This window comes from Lysinimonas soli (assembly GCF_042655435.1).
GTDB lineage: Bacteria > Actinomycetota > Actinomycetes > Actinomycetales > Microbacteriaceae > Lysinimonas > Lysinimonas soli.
The window spans coordinates 242069-257500 of sequence record NZ_JBHSMG010000001.1 but is presented as its reverse complement, the minus strand read 5'-3'; the positions used below and the strand labels follow the sequence as shown (position 1 = coordinate 257500).

At 66.4% G+C, this 15432-nt stretch carries 13 protein-coding genes; 5 read left to right on the top strand and 8 right to left on the bottom strand.

Going from position 1 to position 15432, the window contains the following annotated elements:
* Positions 1 to 9: 9 nt before the first annotated feature.
* Genes ACFPJ4_RS01230 through ACFPJ4_RS01215 form a run of 4 tightly spaced genes read right to left on the bottom strand, consistent with a single transcriptional unit; the run spans position 10 to position 4659 of the window.
* Positions 10 to 735: an ABC transporter ATP-binding protein gene (locus tag ACFPJ4_RS01230; RefSeq protein ID WP_386738465.1), complete on the bottom strand. Its 726-nt coding sequence runs from the start codon at positions 733 to 735 to the stop codon at positions 10 to 12.
* Positions 732 to 2555 (bottom strand): branched-chain amino acid ABC transporter ATP-binding protein/permease, encoded by a 1824-nt coding sequence (locus ACFPJ4_RS01225; RefSeq protein WP_386738464.1) that lies wholly within the window; start codon positions 2553 to 2555, stop codon positions 732 to 734. The genes ACFPJ4_RS01230 and ACFPJ4_RS01225 overlap by 4 nt, the downstream gene beginning before the upstream one ends.
* Positions 2552 to 3433, bottom strand: coding sequence for a branched-chain amino acid ABC transporter permease (locus ACFPJ4_RS01220; RefSeq protein ID WP_386738463.1), 882 nt, complete (start codon positions 3431 to 3433; stop codon positions 2552 to 2554). The genes ACFPJ4_RS01225 and ACFPJ4_RS01220 overlap by 4 nt, the downstream gene beginning before the upstream one ends.
* Entirely contained in the window at positions 3433 to 4659 is a 1227-nt protein-coding gene (locus ACFPJ4_RS01215; RefSeq protein WP_386738462.1) for an amino acid ABC transporter substrate-binding protein, read from the bottom strand. Before ACFPJ4_RS01215 ends, ACFPJ4_RS01220 begins: the two co-directional genes overlap by 1 nt.
* Before the next feature lie 305 nt (positions 4660 to 4964).
* Between ACFPJ4_RS01215 and ACFPJ4_RS01210 the strand changes: the two genes are divergently transcribed.
* The 3 genes from ACFPJ4_RS01210 (at position 4965) to ACFPJ4_RS01200 (ending at position 7455) form a co-directional block, all read left to right on the top strand.
* Positions 4965 to 5657, top strand: coding sequence for a TetR/AcrR family transcriptional regulator (locus tag ACFPJ4_RS01210; RefSeq protein WP_386739750.1), 693 nt, complete (start codon positions 4965 to 4967; stop codon positions 5655 to 5657).
* A 103-nt stretch (positions 5658 to 5760) separates the two neighbouring features.
* The gene (locus ACFPJ4_RS01205; protein WP_386738461.1) at positions 5761 to 6522 is read left to right on the top strand and encodes an SDR family oxidoreductase; all 762 of its coding nucleotides are present in this window, start codon (positions 5761 to 5763) and stop codon (positions 6520 to 6522) included.
* A gap of 48 nt (positions 6523 to 6570) precedes the next feature.
* Entirely contained in the window at positions 6571 to 7455 is an 885-nt protein-coding gene (locus ACFPJ4_RS01200; RefSeq protein ID WP_386738460.1) for an SDR family oxidoreductase, read from the top strand.
* Between the two features lie 43 nt (positions 7456 to 7498).
* On the opposite strand, the gene ACFPJ4_RS01195 is transcribed toward ACFPJ4_RS01200, so the two are convergent.
* Complete coding sequence (locus tag ACFPJ4_RS01195) at positions 7499 to 8347, bottom strand: helix-turn-helix transcriptional regulator (RefSeq protein WP_386738459.1); 849 nt, start codon at positions 8345 to 8347, stop codon at positions 7499 to 7501.
* A 196-nt stretch (positions 8348 to 8543) separates the two neighbouring features.
* Here ACFPJ4_RS01195 and ACFPJ4_RS01190 point away from each other — a divergent pair, with 196 nt between their 5' ends.
* Together ACFPJ4_RS01190 and ACFPJ4_RS01185 are read left to right on the top strand one after the other, a co-directional pair.
* The gene (locus tag ACFPJ4_RS01190; protein WP_386738458.1) at positions 8544 to 9401 is read left to right on the top strand and encodes an SDR family NAD(P)-dependent oxidoreductase; all 858 of its coding nucleotides are present in this window, start codon (positions 8544 to 8546) and stop codon (positions 9399 to 9401) included.
* Positions 9402 to 9501: 100 nt separating this feature from the next.
* On the top strand, positions 9502 to 9894 hold the full coding sequence (locus ACFPJ4_RS01185) for a DUF4260 family protein (RefSeq protein WP_386738457.1): 393 nt from the start codon (positions 9502 to 9504) through the stop codon (positions 9892 to 9894).
* Positions 9895 to 10006: 112 nt separating this feature from the next.
* Here the strand turns inward: ACFPJ4_RS01185 and ACFPJ4_RS01180 are convergent, their stop codons facing one another.
* From ACFPJ4_RS01180 to ACFPJ4_RS01170, 3 genes are read right to left on the bottom strand one after another with little or no spacing between them, the layout of a single operon-like run.
* Positions 10007 to 12574 carry a hypothetical protein gene (locus tag ACFPJ4_RS01180; protein ID WP_386738456.1) on the bottom strand — a complete coding sequence of 856 codons (2568 nt, stop codon included), beginning with the start codon at positions 12572 to 12574 and terminating at the stop codon, positions 10007 to 10009.
* Between the two features lie 40 nt (positions 12575 to 12614).
* Positions 12615 to 14231 (bottom strand): apiosidase-like domain-containing protein, encoded by a 1617-nt coding sequence (locus ACFPJ4_RS01175; protein ID WP_386738455.1) that lies wholly within the window; start codon positions 14229 to 14231, stop codon positions 12615 to 12617.
* On the bottom strand, positions 14228 to 15418 hold the full coding sequence (locus ACFPJ4_RS01170; RefSeq protein ID WP_386738454.1) for a glycosyltransferase WbsX family protein: 1191 nt from the start codon (positions 15416 to 15418) through the stop codon (positions 14228 to 14230). The genes ACFPJ4_RS01175 and ACFPJ4_RS01170 overlap by 4 nt, the downstream gene beginning before the upstream one ends.
* Positions 15419 to 15432 lie beyond the last annotated feature (14 nt).

The following is a 15432-nucleotide window of genomic DNA, read 5'->3' as shown; positions in this document are numbered from 1 at the left end:
GCGAGTCACCTACTCCCGTGGCTCGGGAGCGTGGCCGAAGAAGAGGCCCATGAGATCCGGATGATCCGCGATCTCTGAGGCCGTGCCCTCCAGCACGACGGCCCCCGCGCTCATCACCGTCACTCGATCCGCCAGGCTCAGGCCGAAACGGACGTTCTGCTCGACCATCAGGATCGTCGTTCCCATCGCATTCATGGCTCGGGTGCTCTCGTGGATGACTGCGCGGCTTTGGGGATCGAGCCCCAGGGTGGGTTCGTCGAGCAGGATGACCTTGGGGTCGAGCATCATCGCGCGGGCGAACTCGACGATGCGCCGCTGCCCGCCCGAGAGCGACCCGGCCCGCTCGGCCGAACGCTTCGCGATCAGAGGAAACATGCCGGCGAGTTCCTCATAGCGCGCCCGAAGGCGCCCGGCGGCTCGGCGATCCACATAGCCGCCCATCATGACGTTCTGTCTCACCGTGAGCGTCGCGAACAGACCGTGCCGCTGCGGCACCTGGACGACTCCCGTCCGGATGATCTCCGTCGGGGACATTCCGGTCAGGTCGATCCCATCGACGACGATCGATCCGCGCCGGGGGCGGAGCACTCCGCTGAGGGTCTTCAGCACCGTCGATTTTCCCGCACCGTTCGGACCGACGATGCAGTTGATCGAGCCCTTCTCCACCTGGATGCCGAAGCCCGACAGAATATCCAAGCCGCCATAGCCGCCGTACACATCGCTCAGCGAGATCATGCCGACGCCGCCCCTCTGACCTCGAGAGGTTCTGAACGGCCGAGGTATGCCTCGACGACGAGCGGGTCGTCTTTCAACTCCTGAACGGTTCCATGAGCGATGACGACGCCCCCGTCCATGACGTAGACGTCATCGCAGAGGGCCTCGATGAACGGAAGGTCGTGCTCCACCAGCAATACCGATACCCCCTTGCTGTTCACCTCACGGATGATCTCGGACAGGCGCGCGGAGAGCGCTGGGCTGATTCCTGCTGCCGGTTCATCGAGCATGATCACGCGCGGCTCGAGTGTGAGCACCTGCGCCAGCTCCACGAGCTTCCGCTGGCCGTAGCTCAGTTCGGCGGGGCCGATGTCGGCGTATCCGGCGAGACCGAACTTCTCCAGTCGAGAGTGCGCTTCCGAACGCTCGGCAACGGTGACACGGGCAGCGAAGATCCGCCGTAGCGAGAACCGTCGCTCTGGCAGCACGACGTTCTCGAGCACGGTCATCGAAGGGAACAATCTGGGGAGCTGATAGGTGCGGGCCAGGCCCGCATGGGCCCTCCCCGGTCGGTCGCCGTTCCGCAACGCTCGACCCGCGAGGACGACCGCGCCGGCATCCGGGGACACGGTGCCGTCGATGAGATTGAACAGCGTGGTCTTCCCGGAACCGTTCGGGCCGATCAGGCCCGTGACGGCGCCCTCCCCCACCGCGAGCGAGACTCCCTGAACAGCCTTGACCCCGCCGAAGGATCTCGCCAGACCGCTCACCACCAGGATGGCTCCAGTGCTCTCGGCTCGTGAGATGGGCGCCGTCGCGCCGCGGGCTTCGGTGTCTCGAGGGCGGAAGGCCCGCGCGATCCGCAGGCGCTCGGCGTCGCCCGTCCGAGAGATCCAGCCGCGGATGGTCGGCAGCACTCCCCGCGGAAGGAAGAGCACCACGAGGATCAGAACACCCGAGAAGAGCAGTAACCGGATGGCGCCGGAATTGGCACCGCCGACCGTCGTCGCCGTCACCTCGGCCAGCGGCTCGATGATGAAAGCCCCCAGAACAGGCCCCCACACGCTGCCCCGGCCGCCGAGCAGCGCGGCGAGCACGATCAGGATGCTCATGACGATGTCGAACATCGCGCTCGGGTTGAGGTACGAGATGTAGAACCCGTAGAGTCCGCCCGCGATGCCGGTGAAGAAACTCGCAAGAACGAAGGCGATCATCTTGTACACCGCGGTGCGAATGCCCAGCCCCGTGCTCTTGTCCTCATCGTCGTGGATCGACAGCAGTCCGAGGCCCAGCTTGCTGCTGCGCACCTTCATCGAGACGAGGATGACGACCGCGAGGAGGGCGAGGAACGCGTAGTAGAACGGCCAGTTCTGGTAGGCGAGATCCCAGGTGGCAATGGGCATCGGAAGCCCGCCGCTTCCCCCGGTGATCGGGGTCCAGGTCTGCGCGACCCACTTGAGCAGCATCAGTGCCGCGAAGGTGACGATGACGAAGTACATGCCACGGGTGCGGCGCGTGACCAGGCTGAGCAGAGCCGCCACGATGGCGGCGACCAGACCGCCTGCAAAGCAGGCGATGAACGGTGAGATCCCCCACCGCTGGGCGATGATCCCGGTGGTATAGGCCCCGAGCCCGATGAACATGCTGTTGCCGACGGAGATGTATCCGGCGAATCCGCCCATCAGATCCCAGCCGCTTGCCCCGATGGCCAACAGGAAGGTCAGGATAAGCATGTTCTGCAGGTAGAGGTTGTTCGAGAACACCGGGAACAGGGCGAGCAGCACGAAGCCTGCCAGTGGCAACACCACCCGAATCGCCCGGGACCGGCCAACCGACGTCATGAGGCGACATCCTCACGGCTGCGGAAAGCCACAAGACCCTGAGGCCGGACCAACAGAACGAGAAGAATCAGAATGAGCGGCACCGCCGTCGTCCACTGGATCGAGAGGTAGGTGGAGGTGAACGCCTCGGCCAGACCGAGGGCCACTCCGCCCGCGACGACCCCGGGAATGCTCCCCAGGCCGCCGAGGATCACCACGCTGAGGGTGAGGCCGATCCACGAGTCCTGAGTGTCGGGAACGAACTGATAGAGGAAGCTCAACGCGGCCCCCCCGAACGACGTCGTCGCGATCGCGATCGCGAAGATCCAGGTGCCGACCTTTGCCGGGTCGACACCGACCAGCTTCGCGCCCTCCGGGTTCTCCGAGGCCGCCGTGATCGCGCGCCCGAGCCATGAGAGTCGGATCAATACGGTCAAACCCGCCGTGATGAGCACCGCCAGGATGCACGCGTACAGCTGCGCTTTCGGGATCACGATCGCGCCGACGGTCAGTGCTTGGTTGAAGTAAGTGGGCGTCGCGCTCACAGGATCCGGACCCCAGATGAGAGCGATGATGCTCTCGAGGATCAGGGCGAGGGCGAAGGTCGCGACGATGGCGAGCCCTCGATCGATGCGCTGCGCTCTCTCGATGACCGTCTTGTAGAGCAGAACGCCGATCCCCGCCATGATCGGCGCGCCGATGAACGCGCCGATCAGGGGGTCGATTCCGGCGAAATGCCAGAGGCTGTACGACAGGTAGGCACCGAGGACGAGGAAGGCTCCCTGGGCCATGTTGACGATCTTCATGACGCCGAAGACCAGTGTGAGCCCCGTCGACATCAGTGCGTAGACGCCTCCGATGAGCAGCCCGAACACCAGCGTCTGCAGGAGTGTCGTCATCACCCCTGCCAGGCGGGCTTGGGGAAGACGACGGTCTTGGTCGTCGCTGCAGGCTGCGGCCGAAGGATCTCGAGCTTGTCGTTCTGCCACTGGGCCAAGAGCAGCGTGCCGAGGGGCACCCCCGTCTTGTCCCACTTCAACGGCCCCACGATCGTGTCGACCGTGTGCGAGTGCAACCAGCTCGACAATGCCTTCTGGTCGGCGATGCTCCCGACGGCTTTCACCGCGGCGGCGAGCACCTGCCCTGCCGTGTAGGAGTTCGCCGCGTCCTCGGTGGGCGCCGAACCGAACTTCTTGGTGTATGCCGCGACGAACTCCGCGTTGCCGGGGTAGGAGGCCGCCGCGCTCCATCCAACCGCGGTGAAGATCCCCTCGGTGTTCGTCGCGCCGATTCCTTCGGCGAATCCCGGCCCGGAAGGGGTTCCGGTCTGGAAGAACAGCTTGGGGCTGTAGTTCAGTTTCTGCAAAGAGCGGATGAAGCTGATGCCGTCGTCGGCGATGGCTCCGTGGATGATCAGCTCGGGCTTACCCTGAACCACCGCCGACGCGATCGGGTCGAACGACGAGGTATCTGGCGAGTACACGTCCTTGTAGACCGTCTTGACACCAAGCGCCTCAAGCTTCTTCTGGAAGGTGTCGACGGCGGGACCGGTGGCCGGGTCGTCCTGAGCCAGGTAGGCCGCCGTCTTCGGGCGCTCGTTGGTCGAGAGCGACTTGATATAGGCGACGAACTGATCGGGCAGGGTCGCTGTCGTCGCGGGTTGCGCGAAGAACAAGTTCTTGAAACCGCGAGTGAACAGCGCCTCGTTGCCGCCCGACGGCTCCACGTAGACCATGTTCTGCCGTGCAGCCACGGCAGAGGCCGGTCCGTTGAGAAGCGACGAGAAGGTACCAAGAAGAAGATCGACCTTGTCTTGGCTGATCAGCTTCGTGTAGTTGGTCACGACGGCGCTCTCGCTGAAACCGTCGTCGAGGACCTTGAGTTGGATCTTGCGGCCGAGGAGCCCGCCCGACGCGTTCACGTCGGCGGCCCACTGCTGATAGCCCTGGTACCCGCCCAACGCCACATCGGCAACAGGTCCGGTCAGCGGGAGAGACATCCCGATGGTGATCGGACCGCTGGATGAAGTAGTCGTCGCACTCGATGAGCAAGCGGAAATCGACACGAGTGTCGCTGTGATCGCCACAGCTGCCAACACCGACCGACGCCATTGTCTGATCTTCATGAACCCTCCTTTGGGATACCCCAGGTATATCAGAGGTATCCGATGGCGGTCAACGGCGCGCACGACGCGGTGACGAGCAAGGGATCATGACCTCGCAGCGCGATGACCCGACACCCGATGGCTCATGATGCGGATCACCCAGGCGCCCTCTGCTTCGTGGATTGAACCAAATCGCGAATGCCGCCGCAGATGCACCCGGACGGTGACTTAGGCGCTCGCACCCGTCACGCAGGAGGGGTAGCCGAGCAGGCATTTCCGCACCAGATCAACGATAACCAAAATGTGTTATCGTTGGTACCGTGACCATGCGATCGACGATCATCACCGCGACAGCCGAGCTGTTGGCTCAGTCGTCGAGCGGCGACATCTCGACTCGCGCGGTGTGTGAGGCCGCCGGGGTACAGCAGCCCGTCATCTATCGGCTCTTCGGCGACAAGGAGGGCCTGCTCGCGGCGACGGTCGACCATGTCTGGGACGAGTACCTGAGCATGAAACGCCAAGCCGAGCAATCCGATGATCCCCTGAAGGATCTGCGGTCTGGGTGGGACAGCCACACCGCGTTCGCGATCGCTCACCCGAATGCCTACCGGCTGCTTTTCGGTTCGAATGCCGTCGACCGGGCGGAGTCCGCCGACGAGGCGATGCGGCTGCTGCGCGCCGTGCTCGACCGGCTCGCCGCACAAGGACGGCTGCGCGTCGATCCGGAGGTCGGGGCACGGGTGGTCATGGCGGCCAACACCGGAGTCGCCCTGGCCTTGATCCTCCGCCCCGCTTTGTATCCGGACCTCGCGTTGTCGACCATGATGCGCGACATCGTCCACGGCGCTCTCGTCTCCGATGCCGCGCCGGCCTCGGACGCAGGCGAATCGAGTCGCATCGCGGCGACCACCCTGCGAGGTGCGCTCATCTCGATGCCAGACACCCTCTTCACCGATCGCGAGGCCGGGCTGCTGGATGAATGGTTGAACCGCATCCAATCCCAACCACCCGCCGGCTGACACCGACCCGACCGAAGCTCGCCACCCGCAGGACGGGGGCGTCATCCGGCGCGCCCTCAGCCGGGGCGCACCACCACGGAACCCCAGTGAAAGAGAGCACACCATGACAAGCAACATCGACATCGATCCGCGAGTCACCACGTCGCGAGTCGCCCTGGTCACCGGAGGTTCCGGCGGCATCGGCCGCGCTGTCGTCGAACGACTTGCGAAGGACGGGATGGCCGTCGGCGTGCACTACTCCGGCAACCAGGCCAGGGCCGACGAGACCGTCGCCGCGGTCGTCGCCGCTGGAGGCCGCGCATTCGCCGTCGGCGGCGATGTCGCCGACGAGGACGCGATGTCGGCTGCGTTCGATGCGGTGGAGGCCGAGTTCGGCGGGATCGATGTCGTGGTGAACACGGCGGGCATCATGATCCTGTCCCCCATTTCGACCCTGAACCTCGACGACCTGGACCGGATGCATCGCACCAACATCCGCGGCACCTTCGTCGTCTCCCAGCAGGGTGCCCGCCGAGTCCGCGACGGTGGGGCGATCATCAACTTCTCCACCTCGGTCACCCGCACTCAGTTCCCCGGCTATGGCGCATACGTCGCAAGCAAGGCGGCCGTCGAGAGCATCACGCTGATCCTCGCCCGTGAGCTGCGCGGCAAGAACATCACCGTCAACGCGGTCGCCCCCGGGCCCACCGCGACCGCGCTGTTCCTCGACGGCAAAGACGAGGCCACCATCGCGAACCTGGCCAAGGCCGTGCCGTTGGAGCGACTCGGTCAGCCGGACGACATCGCCGAGACGGTCGCATTCCTCGCGGGCCCCGGCCGCTGGGTCAACGGCCAGACCGTCTTCGCCAACGGCGGACTCGCCTGAGTGAATCCGTCCCCCACCAGAGAACATCGAAGAAGAGAGCAGAACATCATGAGCAACATCGTCGTCATCACCGGCGCCTCCAGCGGCTTCGGCGCCCTCACCGCCCGCGCCCTCGCCGACACGGGCAACACCGTCTATGCAGGCATGCGGGAAACCACCGGCCGGAACGCCTCGCAGGTGCAGGCCGCCGCGGACTACGCCGCCGAGCGGGGCGTCGACCTGCGCGCGATCGAGATGGATGTGAACTCGCAGGCGTCCGTCGACGCCGCCATCACCGCGATCGAGGCCGAGCACGGCCGGATCGACGTGCTCATCCACAACGCCGGGCACATGGTCGTCGGGCCCGCTGAGGCGTTCACGCCGGAACAGCTCGCCGAGCTGTACAACGTCAACGTGCTGTCGACCCAGCGCGTCAACCGTGCTGCGCTGCCGGGCATGCGCCACCGTGGAGAAGGTCTGGTTCTGTGGGTATCCAGCAGCTCCGTCAAGGGCGGCACCCCACCGTACCTGGCGCCGTACTTCGCGGCGAAGGCCGGCATGGACTCGCTCGCCGTCAGCTACGCCGCCGAGCTCGCCCGCTGGGGCGTGGAGACCTCCATCGTGGTCCCCGGATCGTTCACCAGCGGCACCAACCACTTCGCCCACTCCGGCCACCCCGCCGACACCGCGGTCGAGGCCGACTACGAGACCAAGTACGCCGGACTCATGGAGCAGGTCGGAGAGAAGCTCGCCGCACTCGCCCCCGACGGAGCCGATGCGTCGATGGTGTCCGATGAGATCGCACGCATCGTCGCACTGCCCGTGGGGCAGCGCCCGTACCGCGTGCACATCGATCCCGTCGACGACGGCTCGGAAGAAGTCTCCGAGATCGCCGACCGTGTTCGGCGCGAGTTCCTCGCTCGCGTCGACCTCGCCGACCTCCTCACCGTCTAACGCTGAACAGATCTCGGGTGAGCCGTCGCTCGAATGCGGCGGCTCACCCGAGCGCGCCGGTGAGCCGTTGACTGCCGATCACGGCAAGGAGTTGCAGCCGTTCGGCGCTCGCCGACCCGGGCGTGGCGGTGAAGACGAGGAGGGATTGTTCCTGCTCGGGATCCAGAAGCGTTTGGCAGTGCAGGTACATGTCGCCGACCTCGGCGTGCACGAGGTGCTTCTCCTCCGAGTGCACCAGTCCGATCTCGTGATCCGCCCATAAGTTGGCGAACTCACTGCTCTCATCCAGCAGCAGCCCTGTGATCGACCCGGCCCGTGATTCCGGGCCGTATTTCGTGACGACATAGCGGTGCTGCGCGACGAAGACCCGTCCGAGGTGCTCGTGGTCGGCCTCGGCGTAGATCGATCGCGACTCCGGTTCGGTGAACCATCGATAGATGTTGGCTCGGCGGGGCCCCTCGTAGCGGGTCTGGTCGCCGAGGAGCGCGATGGCGAGCCGCGTCTGCGTCAGCGTTTCGCCGAGGTTGTTCATGATCTGCGCGGGGGTGTCGGTCAGTCGATCGAGCACCCGCATCAGGCCCGCATTGATGTGGTCGCTGCGTTGGATGGATTTCGGGCTGCTGTGCCCGGCGAGCTGAAAGAGATGGTCCCGCTCGGCGAGCGACAACCTCAGCCCGCGCGAGATCGCGGCGACCATCTGCTCCGACGGCTGGGGTCCGCCGTTGCGCTCGAGGCGTGCGTAGTAGTCGGCGGACATTCCGGACAGTTCGGCGAGTTCTTCGCGCCGCAGTCCATTGGCACGACGTCGCGGTCCGCGGCTCAGGCCCACATCCTCCGGCTGAAGCGCCTCGCGGCGCGTTCGCAAGAAGTCAGCCATCGCCTGGAGGTCCATGTCCCGAGTATCGCGTGTCGGCCTGACCCTATCCATGGCCTGTCATGCAGTCGATCGGCAGCCGTTGCTCCCGTTCCGCGCCGGCGTGGGGAGCCGGTGCATGTCGTGCAGTGGATGAACGTGCCCTGTTCATCGGCGGGCTGCGGAGGCTGACTGGACAAGTGGCCGCACGGGCGGCATCAGGAGGGGGAGAACGATGGCCAAGTGGACCGCGGCGGATCTGCCGGACATGTCGGGCAAGACGGTGGTGGTGACCGGAGCATCGAGCGGCATCGGCCTGATCGCCGCTCGCGAATTGGCTCGTGTGGGAGCTCATGTGGTGTTGGCCGTGCGTGACGTCGCAAAGGGTGCCGCGGTTCGACAAGGGATGGCGGGTGATGTCGAGGTACGCCACCTCGATGTCTCGGATCTGGCCGGCGTGCGAGCGTTCGCCGCCGACTGGGCGGGACCACTGGACGTGCTCGTGAACAACGCCGGTGTCATGGACATCCCGCTGACCCGCACCCGTGATGGTCTCGATGTGCAGACTGCGACGAACTCGCTCGGACCGTTCTTGCTGACCAATCTGTTGCTGCCGAACATCACGGACCGGGTCGTCTGGGTCACCAGCCAACTGCACCGGATGGGGCACCTGAACATCGAGGACCTCAACTGGGAGGTGCGCCCGTACAAGTCCATGGACGCCTACAACGACTCCAAGCTGCAGCTCGTGCTCTTCTCGCTGGAGTTGCAGCACCGGCTCGACGCCGCCGGGTCTGCGGTTCGCTCGGTTCTCGCTCATCCCGGCATCGCCACCACGCCCTTGGCCGCGCATTCGTCGTCCAACGCCATCAATCGGTTCTCGTTCCTGATGAACGATCCCGAGCACGGCGCCCTCCCCACCCTGTTCGCCGCCACGCAGAACGTGGCACGCAACGCGTACGTCGGTCCGGACGGCCTGGGCGGCATCAAGGGCTATCCGAAGGTGCGCAAGCCAGGAAAGGCCGGACTGGACAACGCCAACGGCGCCGCGCTGTGGTCGGCCGCGAGCAAGATGGTCGGGGTCTCGGCGTGACCGTGTGCCGACGTCATCCGGATCGTGCCGCTGGCCGGGGGATGATGTCCATGGGTCCCCTCCGATTCGGATGTCCTCCAACACCGACAAAGGCTGTGAAATGACGAATGCTGCGCTGAGGAACACCAGCCCGCACGGCAGATCGGAACCGCCCAAGAGGCCGGTCACCCTGCTCGAGCGACTCGAGGGGGGAGCGATCGCAGCGGCCTCGGTGGTGCTGTTCCTCCTCCTCGGATTCGCCTGGTGGTGGCTGCTCGCCCTCTTCATCCTGTTCGACCTGTCGATGGTCGGCTTCGTCGCCGGCAACCGGGTAGGTGCCATCGTCTACAACAGCGTGCACAATTACGCGGTGCCGGCGGTGCTGCTGGCCCTCTACGGGCTGCTCCTGCTTTTCGGGCTCACGATGTGGCCGCTCGCCTTCGTCGCCGGCTGCTGGTTCTTCCATGTGGCCGCCGACCGAGCGTTGGGCCAGGGCCCGCGGCCCCTGGCGTAGGGTTCGAGCGGACGAGTCGTCGAGGGCGGGCGAGACACCGAACGACGGGGGCGGGTTGATCCCCCGCCCCCGTCCTCGGTCGCGATCCCGTCCGTCACTCCGGTCGCGACGCTCAGGGTGTGACGATGAACCGGTCGACATCCGTGTAGTGACCGGTGCTGCTGGAGTCCGAGCGCACGGTGATCTTCAGGGTGTGAGTGCCCGCTGCCAGCCCGCTCGCCGAGTAGAGCGTCTGCTGGGCCAGTGCGCTCGCGGAATACGAGTCCACCAGAGTCGCCGTGCCGCAGCTCGTCCCGGCCGAATCGCAGATCTGCACGTCGGCCCGGCCATGGTCGGGAGCCGTGCCCCCGATCCACGACACCCCCGTGCCCGAGAATGCCAGCGTCGATGTCGACCCCGTGGTGGAGCTGTAGTGGGCGTCGCCCCAGAAGTACCCCGACTTCGCGGTGGACGGCCAGCCCGCCGAGTAGGAGACCCCGGATGAGTCGTCGTTGATGAGGGTCGGGTCGACGTAGGCGATCGACGGCGACCACCCGGTGAGGTCGGCGGTCGAGCTGCTCGCGCCCCCGTTGGTGACCTCGAACCGGATGACATCGCCGGCCGAGACCGTGGTGTTCACGTTGGTCGTGAATCCGGTGGTGTCCCCGGCCGCGATGACCTTGCTCCCACCGCTGACCGGCCAGATCTGGGTGCCGTTCTTGGTGATGCGGGCGGTGATCCCATCTCCACCCGCAGCAGCCTTCACCACCTGCCCCCGGAGGGCGACGGTTCCGGCCGACGGGGCGGTCCAGGCACGGGCGATCACGCACGAGCCGCAGGAATCGGGGGTCAGCAGCAGTCGCGCGACGTAGCCGTTGCTCCCCCAGCGCTGGTTCGCGGAATCGTAGGGAGTGATGTCGAGCCACCCGCCTGCCGGCGTGTAGTACTGCTCGCGCCAGCCCGACGCGCCCTGCGTCGCGGAGAAGTCCCGGCCCGCGTTGTAGGAGCTTGCGACCGCGGCCCGGGTGTTGTTGCTCGAGGTCCACCCCGAGAAGTCGCCTTGCTGGAAGGCGGTCGTCGTAGGCACCGAGAGGTTGTCGAACGCTGAGCCGCTGAAACCGGCCGTGGCGCCGACCTGGATCAGGTCCGATCCGCCAGGTGAATCGAACAGGCTGCTCGACACCTCGTGGTTGCTCTGGAAGTTGCCGGTGTATCCGTTGATCTCGAGGACCTCGAGCGCCGGCCCTGCGCTGTGCCCGAAGTAGTCGCCCCGGTAGTGGATGTTGTCGTCGAACGCCTCGAGGTCGGACTCCGTCTGGTCGGGCGAGCCCGTGCTGACCTCCCCATCCAGGATGCTGTTCGTCACGTTGGCATTCGAGGTGGACCAGAAGAACAACGCCGTGGTGCCCGAGGTGTTGCCGCCGTGCCCGGTGTCGCTCAGCCGCATCCCGGTGATGGTCAGGTTGTGCATGTTGTCGAAGTTCTCGCCCGAGAGCGCCGTGTGGAAGTAGGCGTTGGTGAGGCTGACGTCGGCGACACTGTGGTTGCCCAGATCGGTGCTCAGGAATCCCTGCTGGCCGCCGCTGTTGGCGTTGAATCCGGAGATGTCGAAGTCGTCGTTGTCCGCGTAGCCCTCGATGTTGCTGACCGCCACGCCATCCACCGCCGTCGCACTCGCGGTGACCGGCACGTTGCCCGTGATCAGGAGTCCCGCAGAGTGGTACATGCCGGGCAGATCGGACTGAGCGGGGGATCCCGCGAACACGCCCGTGACGTCGTGCGTGTAGAGGTCGTCGACCACGAGGCCCTGATGCCCGTTCGAGCTGTACCAGAACACCAGTCCCGCGCCGACGCTGCCGATCTCCAGGCTCTGCACCTGCCAGTAGCTGGCGTCCTCGATCCACACCCCTCGCGAGGAGGCCGAGGCGTCTCCGATGATCCGCGGGCGGGCGCCGGTGCCGTAGGCGCCGAGGATGATCGGCGAGCTCGCCGTCCCGATCCCGTACAGCCGCCCGAGCCCCGCGCCGAAGGTGTCGCCGCGCTTGAGGAGGATCTGCGATCCGGCCGCGAACGATCGTCCCTTCAGATTCGTGAAATCGCACCACGGAGCTGCCGTGGTCGATCCCGCGCCCGCATTCGAGCATCCGGTCCCGTTGTCGATGTAGTGGGTGCCCGTCAGGGCCGGGGTCACCAACGTGAAGCCGTCCAGGTCGGTGAAGTGGCCGCTGCCGCTGCTGTCCGATCGCACCGTGATCTTCATCGTGTGGGCGCCGCTGGCGAGGCCGGATGCGGTGAAGAGCGTCTGCTGCGCCTGGGCGGTCGCCGAGAAGGTATCGACGGTCGTCACAGTGCCGCATGCGCCGCCGCTCGCGTCGCAGATCGCGACGTCGGCGCGGCCGTGGTCGCTGGCGCGACCGCCGATCCAGCTGATCGAGGTGCCGAAGAACCCGACCGTCGCGGTCGCGCCGGCGGTGGAGCTGTAGTGGGCGTCTGCGCGGTAGTAGCCGGCCTTCGGGGTGTGCGTCCATCCCGAGTAGGCGATCTGCGGGTCGTCATCGTTGCCGACGACGGTGTCCGCTCTCGCGGGGCCGGCCTCCCAGCCGGCGGTGACCAGCGAGAGCGGAATCGCGATGGCGATCGCGAGGAGCGCGGCCGCTCCGAGTCGGATGGTGCGGCGAAATGGACCTGGCTGTTGCGTCATTCTTCAACTCCACATTGAGTCGTGACGGACATCAGGTGAACTATTTCACCGTAGCAGAGAGCACGGCGGGGCGGAAGGCCGAATACGTGACGTGGAGCACCCAGTCATCGGCATCCGGCTTGTCGGGGATCTGCCAGGCGCCGGCGACCGGGGTGATCGTCTCGGAGATGAGGATGCGGCCACCGGTTCGCGGGTCCAGCCATTCCGCGCGGTAGCTCTGCGCGTCGTCCATGCCCGCGAGCGCACCGGTCGTCCGCTCGGCATCGTAGAAGTAGACGACGTACCTCGTGTTGCCGTCGGTCGACAGCACGGACTGCTCCGGGCGGTCGAAGACCGCGTAGGCCGGGTCGCCGAATCGTGGCACCAGGCGCTGCCAGTCGCCGAGGCTCTCGTAGAACTCCTTGAGGATCGTCATCTGCGCCCCACCGGGTCGGCGAAGGCCGTCGAACCACGGGGTCCCGTTCTGAAAGCTGTCCCAGCCGGGCACGTCGTAGTCCCACTTCATCGCCCACACGCCGGCGACGCCGTAGCTGTAGCCGTAGCTGCCGCTCTGGAGGGCCTTCCAGGCCGACTGCCGGGGCGCGGCGTCGGGGACGGTCCAGATCCCCTCGTAATTCGCCTCGGTCTCGAGGTAGGGCTTGGTCGGCGAGAAGTCCCAGTACGACTTGTAGTGCGCCTGGGTGCGGATGGACTCGTGCCCACCCTGGGTCGGGAACCAGTCGTGCCAGGGCTCCTCGCCGAAGGTCTTCGGCTCCCCCTCGGTGTACATGTGGGCTCCGAGCGGATGGCGGTAGCCGTCGTTCGCGGCGATCGTCTCGGCGACCGCCTTCCATGTCGAGAGCTTGCCGTGCTCGTTCTCGATGTCCACCTCCTGCCCGGTGATCCAGACCACCGGGTGCGCGGCATACCGAGCCGTCACGTATCGGGCGAAGTGCGTGAGGGCGGCGGGACCGATCTGACCGGTCTGGGTGTGCACCCCCATGCCGAGCGCGATGACGGTGCCCTGGTCGGCGAGGTAGTCCATCATGACGTCGAACTGCTCGGCGAACGCACGCGGATTCAGGTGGGTGTATTTCGTCGTCCACCAGTCCACCTGCGAGACGTTGCCGCCGCCGTCGTTCATGGCGGCATCCGGATAGGTCTGATAGACCGAGAACCCCCGCGCCCGGTCGTTGTCGGCCGAGCAGCGGAACTGGCTGTCGCATGGCTCGTAGGGGTTGTTGCACTCGTGCAGGCGCTCGTAGTTCGGGGCCTGCCAATGGGTGTTGGCGAGCCAGAAGAACGGCGTGCCGTCGGCGTACTCGAAGGCGCGGCGGTTCGCGGAGACGCGGACGAAGCCGTGCTGGTAGATGTCGAGGTCTCCCGTGTACGGGGTGACGTCGATGAGGCCCGTCACCTCGTTCAGGCCCGGGTTGGTCTCGTCGGTCGCCTCCACGCGGTAGCTCCACCGGCCGAGCTCGGTGGGCGCGAAGCGCACCTTCCAGTCGTCACCGCCGTCCCAGAAACCGGGGAGCGCGATCGTGCGGCCGCTCGGCCCGGTGAAGACCGCGTGGATGGCGACGTCCGTATCGGGGTGCGGGTACCGCCGCGAGCTCTCGAGCCCGAGCTCCACCCGATTCCACTGCTGCACCGCCACGGCCGGCCGCATCGCACTCATTCGGTCTCCCCTGTTTCGCCGTCCACGCCGAGCATGGCGAGGCGCTCGGCGCGGACGCCGAACTCGGCTCGGAGCGCTTCGAGAAAGCCGAGGCCGTTGGCCACGTCGGGCAGCAGAGCCGATCCTTCCGTCCATTCGTTCCACGCGTTGATCGTGATCATCGGATGCTCGGTCGGATGGTCGTCGATGAACGTCGCCGCGCGGCGCAGCGCCGCCGCGAACTCCGCGGGCGTCTGATCGAAGACCGGGAGGAACGGATACTGCCCCCGGACGAATGGCACATCCTGCGAGATGCGGGGGGTCGAGTCCCAGCCGACCGTGACGTTGGGGTGGAAGGGCACCGGGAGGGTCTTCGCCAGCCGCTCGTAGTCGGCGAACGCCTCCTCCCGCAACTGCCCGGCGTCCCCCCGGGGGAACCCGAAGCTCTGCAGATCGGCGTGATGGATCCAGACGTAGGACGTGGCCGAGTCGAATCCCAGGGTCGTGACCAGGGTCGCCGGGTCGTCGACCGCGACCGCGGTGGGCAGCACGCCGAATCCCCAGACGACCGCGTCGAGGTGCAGCCCGGGAAAGCCTGCCTCGACGACCCGGTTCCGGAACCAGTCGAGCGCCTCGCGTGCCTCGCGCACCCCTCCCATCCCCGCGATGAAGTTGCCGATCTCGTACAGCGAGAACCAGGGCTTGCCGTCGACGGTCAGATAGTGGGGCTGGCGGAAGTACGCCTCGACGATGTGCTCGACCATCTGCTCGAACACCGGTCGGCTGATCGCGCCGTCCTTCAGGCGACGGGCTCGAGAGTCTGCGGGATCCGTATACGGGAAGATGTCGACCAGCTCGTGGTTCGCCCACATGAGGGCGAAGGTGACCTTGTCCCGATTCGGGGCTTTGAGCAGTCCGTTGTCGAGCGCACCGGAGAGGTACGGGCCGTCGTCGTACCAGTAATAGTCCACGAGGAATCCATCGACGCCGTGGCTCGCGGCGAGCTCGATCTCCGCCGCAGCGACAGCAGGATCGGATTCGTCGACATGACCGGAGGCCGGCACACGCGGTTGGCGGTGCCCGACGAATCTCGGCCGAGCAGCATCCAAGAGCTTCCACTCGTCCCAGCCGTCGCCGAACCACGCCGTGTTCCGAGGGTCGCTGTGCCAGTCGGGGAAGTAGTAGGCGAGGATCGTGGGGCGGGGCATGGGTCTCCAGGTGA

Bases quoted from the DNA above. Each gene is read 5' to 3' on its own strand.
- ACFPJ4_RS01230 (WP_386738465.1), bottom strand. From the start codon at position 735: ATGATCTCGCTGAGCGATGTGTACGGCGGCTATGGCGGCTTGGATATT.
- ACFPJ4_RS01225 (WP_386738464.1), bottom strand. From the start codon at position 2,555: ATGACGTCGGTTGGCCGGTCCCGGGCGATTCGGGTGGTGTTGCCACTG.
- ACFPJ4_RS01220 (WP_386738463.1), bottom strand. From the start codon at position 3,433: ATGACGACACTCCTGCAGACGCTGGTGTTCGGGCTGCTCATCGGAGGC.
- ACFPJ4_RS01215 (WP_386738462.1), bottom strand. From the start codon at position 4,659: ATGAAGATCAGACAATGGCGTCGGTCGGTGTTGGCAGCTGTGGCGATC.
- ACFPJ4_RS01210 (WP_386739750.1), top strand. From the start codon at position 4,965: ATGCGATCGACGATCATCACCGCGACAGCCGAGCTGTTGGCTCAGTCG.
- ACFPJ4_RS01205 (WP_386738461.1), top strand. From the start codon at position 5,761: ATGACAAGCAACATCGACATCGATCCGCGAGTCACCACGTCGCGAGTC.
- ACFPJ4_RS01200 (WP_386738460.1), top strand. From the start codon at position 6,571: ATGAGCAACATCGTCGTCATCACCGGCGCCTCCAGCGGCTTCGGCGCC.
- ACFPJ4_RS01195 (WP_386738459.1), bottom strand. From the start codon at position 8,347: ATGGACCTCCAGGCGATGGCTGACTTCTTGCGAACGCGCCGCGAGGCG.
- ACFPJ4_RS01190 (WP_386738458.1), top strand. From the start codon at position 8,544: ATGGCCAAGTGGACCGCGGCGGATCTGCCGGACATGTCGGGCAAGACG.
- ACFPJ4_RS01185 (WP_386738457.1), top strand. From the start codon at position 9,502: ATGACGAATGCTGCGCTGAGGAACACCAGCCCGCACGGCAGATCGGAA.
- ACFPJ4_RS01180 (WP_386738456.1), bottom strand. From the start codon at position 12,574: ATGACGCAACAGCCAGGTCCATTTCGCCGCACCATCCGACTCGGAGCG.
- ACFPJ4_RS01175 (WP_386738455.1), bottom strand. From the start codon at position 14,231: ATGAGTGCGATGCGGCCGGCCGTGGCGGTGCAGCAGTGGAATCGGGTG.
- ACFPJ4_RS01170 (WP_386738454.1), bottom strand. From the start codon at position 15,418: ATGCCCCGCCCCACGATCCTCGCCTACTACTTCCCCGACTGGCACAGC.